Origin of the sequence: Desulfovibrio sp. 1188_IL3213 (assembly GCF_036763145.1) — a bacterium.
Taxonomy (GTDB): Bacteria; Desulfobacterota; Desulfovibrionia; order Desulfovibrionales; family Desulfovibrionaceae; genus Desulfovibrio.
This window is the reverse complement of sequence record NZ_JBAIYR010000100.1, coordinates 1-6,568: the sequence shown is the minus strand read 5'-3', so window position 1 is coordinate 6,568 and position 6,568 is coordinate 1. Positions and strand designations below refer to the sequence as shown.

Below are 6,568 nucleotides of genomic sequence, written 5' to 3'. Positions count from 1 at the left end.
ATCACCGGTGACGGCACCGTGACAGTATCAGGCTCTAGCGCTGGCGATAGCACCGGCACCCGCTACGGCTACGGCATGAACGCCACCAGTGACGGCAGCAACGAGATCAAAATCACCGGTGACGGCAACGTGACCGTGACCGGCAACGGCACCAGTAGCTCCGGCTTCGAAGGCTCCGGCTACGGCATGAACGCCACCAGTGACGGCAGCAACGAGATCAAAATCACCGGTGACGGCAACGTGACAGTGACCGGCTCCGGCTCCGGCTACGGCTCCGGCACCGGCTACGGTTACGGCATGGCTGCCGCAGGCGGCGGCGTAAATACGATTAAGTCTGCTGAGTCTGCCATCGGCTCGCCCCTGACCGTGACCATCACCGCATCGGCCGGTGCCGCTGAAAAAGCCATTGCCATGTGGGCCGACGGCGGCGGTTCCGTAAACCGCATCACTGGCCATTCCCAGGCAGGAGACACGGACAGCATCACCCTCACCGCCACCGCCAACAACGGTCAGGGCATCGCCATGCAGGCCGAAAACGGCGGCAAAAACATCATCACCACCGGTGCCGGCAACGACAAGGTGACCATCAACGGCGATGTCAAGGGCGATGCCAACGGCAATGAAATCAACCTGGGCGACGGCAGCAACGAACTTATCCTCAACGGTACTGTACAGTCCGGCAGCCTGAACGTGACCGTCGACAACGGCGGAACCTACACCCTGGTATTGCAAGCCGATACCCCAGCAGACTTTGTGGCGCACTACGGGGCATGGCTCACCGGCATAGTGAGCGGCAATCTTATTGATGGGCTTTCAGAGGTCGTATTTTACGGGCTGGACCCCAATAACCTGCCTTCTGAGACAAGCTTCGAGGCCCTTCTGAACACCCTCCACAGTGCAGGCGTCGACTATGACTTCCGGCCTCCGGAGATTGCCCCCCAGGGGGACTCCCCCAGCCCCTTCAGTTTCGCAATGCCTGCGGAAACCGGCGCGGAGCACCATACGCAGGACGCGCAGCATGCCGCCGGACATGACGACATGCAGGACTCGCCCCTGGCCGATCACGACGGCCCGGCCCTTATGGCAGACCACATGACAGGCGACAGCCCGGAGACCATCTTCAGCGCGCAGCCGGACAATACCGCACATGCGGAGGTCCCCGGGGCAGACGCTCTTGGGGCGGATACTCTTGATGACGCCACGGCCCTGGCGCACTTCAGTGAAGACGCAGACGGACAGGCGCAGCCGCTTTTCGCCTTCCTGAGCGACCCTGCCGACATGTCCCCAGGCACGCCCGCAGACATGCTCACAGACCTGCCGGATCTGCCGGATCTGTTTGAAGAAGGGGATGATGCCCTGCACAACGGCTACCTCGGCAATGAAGGGGGCGATGGCAGCGACTTTGCCGAACTGTACACCCCCGTCACCCTGACCTACGGCGATGAAAGCCTCGACAGCCTGTTCGCGGCCGCCGACGGGCAGGACACAGAACAGGACGGCACCGGCCTTTTCGGAGAAACCGGTCTGCACGACATGGGCCTGACCGACATGAACGCGGCTCTTGACCAGAGTCACCTTGCCGGGCCTGCGGCCCCCGATGCCTCCGGCGCCCCTGCCGGACCTGCTGTGACGGCTGCTGAGAGCGCTGCCGCCGCCACAAGCGAAATCAGCAGTATCCCCAGCGTTGCGGATTCCTGCCAGGAAGCCACGGACAATGCCGCAAGGGAAATGACAAACTGCTAGACACTGTCTAGGCAAACGGTTTCAAAGGCTGTTCACTCTTTTCCTGATCCGGCAAGCCGCCGCGCGGCAGCAGGTCAGCCAAGGAAAAGAGTGAACAGCCATAAAAACACACCTGCCACATGTCCGTAATGGACATTCCGCCTCCCCCCACACCGCAAGGCAAGAGCCCGTTCATTTTGAGAATGTTATATTCCAAAAATGAACGGGCTCTTGCCTGAAGAAGCGGCTTTCATTGTACGGATGCTGTGCGCATTCGCATGTTTTTTTCATGCGTCCCGCCGTGGCGGCTTCTTGCGTGTGTGCCGAAAGTATGCAGCGCCTTTGCGGGCGTGGATCATGCAGGTTTTTTGCAGACCCCGCCCTGGTCCCTCAGAAGGAATCTTTTTCAACGTCAAAATTTTTCTGCATCAGTACGGCACAAAAAACAAGCTCACAGATATTTACGTACATAAAACAAATGCCGTGCCGTATGTCCCCTCCAGAAAACGCGGGAACCAGCACAAAAAATACAGAATTTCTTTCACTGCATGGCTCAAAACGAAAGTTGCCCTGACCGTACCCGGCAATCATGCAAGAGCTTGGCTCACTGGAGGTTCCAATAATTTTCTGTAACTTTTTTACTTAGTTTAGCCATGCATGCAAATTATATATATTTATAAATATTGATATTCAATTTAGCCTTTATAAAAAAACTTCTGCATCATATTTATTATTTATTTAATCTTATTTCAGATAAAAACAGTGTTAGAAAACCAGAGTTGTTATCTTTCCATAGTTATTGACATGAGAGTACCCAGATATTATAAAATAATTGATGGATTCGTCCAGTCGTGAATCTCCGCTTCCTATAGATTCACCCTTGCATCTTCCAAATACTGCACTCTTCTAGAGGCAGGGGCTTTGCCCAGAGCAGCAGACAGCCAGTCTGCCCCGCTCTCCTTCCTGTCCCTTCGGCATACGCCTGGCGCGTATGCCGCCTGCCAACGCATCCACCCACTCTGCGGAGGATACCATGTCTGCGATGAATCTTTCACGCCCGGCTCAAGGCCAGGCAGTCACAATTGTTGCAACGAGCAAAAACGCCAAAATCGCTCTTGATTTCTCAACCGACGGCGTTACCCTGTCACGCGACGGCGATTCACTGGTATTTACGTTTGAAGACGAAGCCGCCATCCGGATAGATGATTTTTACACCAGTTATCATGCAGATAACGTTCCTGAATTTGAAGTTGCGGGAAAAATCGTTTCCGGCACGGAGTTTTTCAGCGCCCTCGGCCCGGACCTCATCCCCGCGGCGGGTCCGGCCTCTGTGGAACGCGGTTCCCACTACAATGAATACGGCGCATCCGACCTGATGGGCGGTCTTGACCATCTGGACGGCCTTGACATGAGCGTTGCCGGTTCCGTGGCAGGCTCCGACAGCCTTCAGACAGCGCTTCTGAACGTCGGGGGCGCTTCTTCCGGAGCGGCTCCGGGCGGCGGGGCCGCGCTTGGCGTTCCTTCCGGTGATGTGCGCGCGGTGCTGTACAGCGCAGGCGACAGCGAAAATCATTTCGTCAGCACCCCTGTCTTTTTCAGGGACGCCGGCGGCAACCTGCTGAACCTCTCGTCCGGCGCGGCAATCACACGCACCCCTTCCGGACCGGATTCGGTTTCCTGTACCTTTCCTCCCGAATGGGACAGCAGTTGGCTTGCGGAGCCGGAATTCAGCGACGGCCAGTTGGTGTTCAGATTCAGCGAGGCCGGGCTTGCCAAGCTGCAAAGCCTTGATCCGGGTGATTTCCTGAGAGGCTTTGTGACCGTTACCGTGGTCAAGGACGGCCACACGTTTGAATATATTGTCGAAGTGGTCGCCAGCGGCGGCTCATCTTTCGACTCCCAGGCCTATGACGCCAAATACGGCGCGGTTTCCGGCTTCGGCACGGAATCTGTGGGCGAATACCATCAGGGTACGGGACAGACCGGCCGCTATCAGATTGTCGCATCCACGGGCGATGACGAAATCATCATAAACGACACGGTCATCGGCGGCAGCTCCATACATGCCAGCGGCTCGGCCGACCCGGCCCAGATGGCCGATGACTACAATACCATCAACCTTAATGCCGGGGTCGCCAACACAACGCCAGGCTCCACCACGCATATCACTTCCGCGGACGGCAAACTTACCGTGCTGGACGGCGTGCTCGCGGACGGCAGCGTCGCAAACGTCATCCATATGGGCAAGGGCTCGGTTCATGTCCAAAGCGCCTCTAGCGATGGCGTATCCGCTGCCCATGGCGTATTTGCTGTCGATGGCGGCAAGAATACCATCAGCGGCGGCAGCATCAGCATAGCCGCCGATGAGCAAGGCCTTCAAGCCCAGAGCGGCAGCGTCAATTCTGTAACGGCAATTGACGGCGATATCACCATCAATGCACTTTGGAATGGGGTTGGCACAGTTGACAACAGCACCACTAACCTTTCCGCCACCAATGGGTCTGTAAGCATAAATAGCGATTGGGGCATCTCGACGACCGGGAACAGCCGCGCCAATGTTTACGTGACTGACGGAAATCTGAATGTTGACGCCCTTCAACGCGGTATTCATGCCCTTGATGACAGCACCAACACTGTTTCAGTGACAAATGGCAATGTGGATATCAAAGGCGGATGGGAAGGCGTCAGCGCCCAAGTTAACGCCACCAACAAGATTGACGTTACTGGCGGCTCTGTCGTCATAAATTCGGGATGGAGAGGTATTGGCGCTTCTTCTGACGGCAGTGCCAATAACCTGACCATAACGGATGGGTCTCTTCACGTAGCCGGTGCGAAGACAGGCGTGATAGCTGTGGACGATGGCGCCAATTCGATTACCGTAGCTGGCGGTGATATTTTCATTGCCAGCACAGATGCCGCTGATTTGGCTGCTGTGAGCGCCACATCCGGTGGCAAAAATACCATTGGGGCAGTGGCGGGCGCCAGCGGGGCAGTGGGGGGCAAACTCACACTCGACGGCGGGGGCACGGGGCTCAACGCTGAAAGCGGCGGCGTCAACAGCATTCAAGCCAATGATATTATCATAAGTGCAGGTACTGGACACGGAGTATACGCCACTGACGCCGACAGTGAGAATACCATTGACGCAGGCGCTGATGGAACGGTGACGGTTTCCGCTGGCGGTTCCGGGCTCTTGGCCCAGACTGGCGGCGAGAATATTGTCAAGGGCGGTGATATTTCCATCACTGGATCAGCGTATGGTGTTTATGCCAATGGATCCGACAGTGTAAATATCATTGGTGGGGTTGGTGGATCCGTATCCATTACTTCTGGCAATTTTTTGGGAGTACTGGCTTACAATGGCGGGGAAAACCGCGTTACTGGCAATAATATTGCAATTAAAACAGGTATATCTGCTTTTGGAGGAAAGAGTGAGAATACAATTGATGCTGGTGTAGATGGCAAGGTCACGATATCTGGAAACGTGTCCAGTGATCTAGGTGGCACGAATACGATAACCGGCAAAGAAATTACAGCCGTTTCTGTAGGGTCTAGCCGCTCGGCCTATAGTAGTGAACTCCTCCGCTATGTGGGCAGCAGCAATGAACTCCGCACAGGTGCGGATGGAACAGTATCCATCAGCAGTGGTGTGGAGGCCTCCACATGCGGCAACAACACCATCGCCTCCGGCGCAATTTTCGTCGGCAGTCCTGACAGCGTAGCTGTTAATGCTGGCGGGCAAGTTGGAAGTGGTATCGGCACAAACACTCTCAAAGTGGGAGAACAAGGTAAAGTTTCGATCCACGGCGGCAGTACTGGGATATACGCTGCCAACGGAGGTATAAACTCTGTCACTGGCGGCGAAGTTGATATTTACGGGGGCAATAACGGAATAAACTCACAAAATTTCAACTCCAAAAATATAATTGATGCCGGTTATTCAGGTAAGGTATCCGTACGCTCTCTGGGAACCGCTTTGTTGGCCCAATACGGCAGCGAAAACACTGTAAAGGCCGGAGATATTACCATTAATGGAGCTCAGGTTTACGCGCTGTCTGCCGTTGGCACCCATTCCCGCAACTCCGTTGATACTGGCACTGACGGTGTTGTCAGAATCACCGGCGGCGATGTTGGCCTCTGGTCACAAAGCGGTGCCCAAAATAGTATCACTGGCGGGGATATAACTATTATCAGCGCAAACAGTGGCACTGAAAACAGTGGTATTGTTGCTGTAAGTAGCGGCAGTAACACCATTAAAGCAGGCTTTGGCGGTACCGTTGCCATCAGTGGAGATACGGGTGTCGCAGCGAAGGGCGGCACGAATGTCATTACTACCACTGAAAAAAGTGATGTGGTCGTGTCAGGCTCGACTGGCGGCATTTTGGCCTCCTCTTCCGGCAGCAACAAGATCGAAACGGCGGGTGGCGACGTGACAGTGACGGCCGAAGCTGGATCAGGCGATAGCACCGGCACCCGCTACGGCATGTCTGCCATAGATTCTGGCAGCAATAGCATCACCACGGAAAGCGGCACCGTGACAGTATCAGGCTCTAGCGCTGGCGATAGCACCGGCACCCGCTACGGCTACGGCATGAACGCCACCAGTGACGGCAGCAACGAGATCAAAATCACCGGTGACGGCACCGTGACAGTATCAGGCTCTAGCGCTGGCGATAGCACCGGCACCCGCTACGGCTACGGCATGTCCGCCGATAATTTCGGCAGCAACGAGATCAAAATCACCGGTGACGGCACCGTGACAGTATCAGGCTCTAGCGCTGGCGATAGCACCGGCACCCGCTACGGCTACGGCATGAACGCCACCAGTGACGGCAGCAACGAGATC

The 6,568-nt window shown here is 56.0% G+C and carries 3 protein-coding genes; 2 read left to right on the top strand and 1 reads right to left on the bottom strand.

Features of this window, described 5'->3' with window-relative positions; genetic code table 11:
- The coding region (locus tag V6C16_RS06155; protein WP_333542898.1) for a hypothetical protein at positions 1-1,743 on the top strand (1,743 nt) is incomplete at its 5' end.
- A 7-nt stretch (positions 1,744-1,750) separates the two neighbouring features.
- Here V6C16_RS06155 and V6C16_RS06150 read toward each other — a convergent pair.
- Complete coding sequence (locus tag V6C16_RS06150) at positions 1,751-1,879, bottom strand: hypothetical protein (protein WP_333542897.1); 129 nt, start codon at positions 1,877-1,879, stop codon at positions 1,751-1,753.
- 876 nt (positions 1,880-2,755) lie between these two features.
- Here V6C16_RS06150 and V6C16_RS06145 point away from each other — a divergent pair.
- A partial coding sequence (locus V6C16_RS06145; RefSeq protein WP_333542896.1) for a beta strand repeat-containing protein occupies positions 2,756-6,568 on the top strand: 3,813 nt, incomplete at its 3' end.

Bases quoted from the DNA above. Each gene is read 5' to 3' on its own strand.
- V6C16_RS06150 (WP_333542897.1), bottom strand. From the start codon at position 1,879: ATGTCCATTACGGACATGTGGCAGGTGTGTTTTTATGGCTGTTCACTC.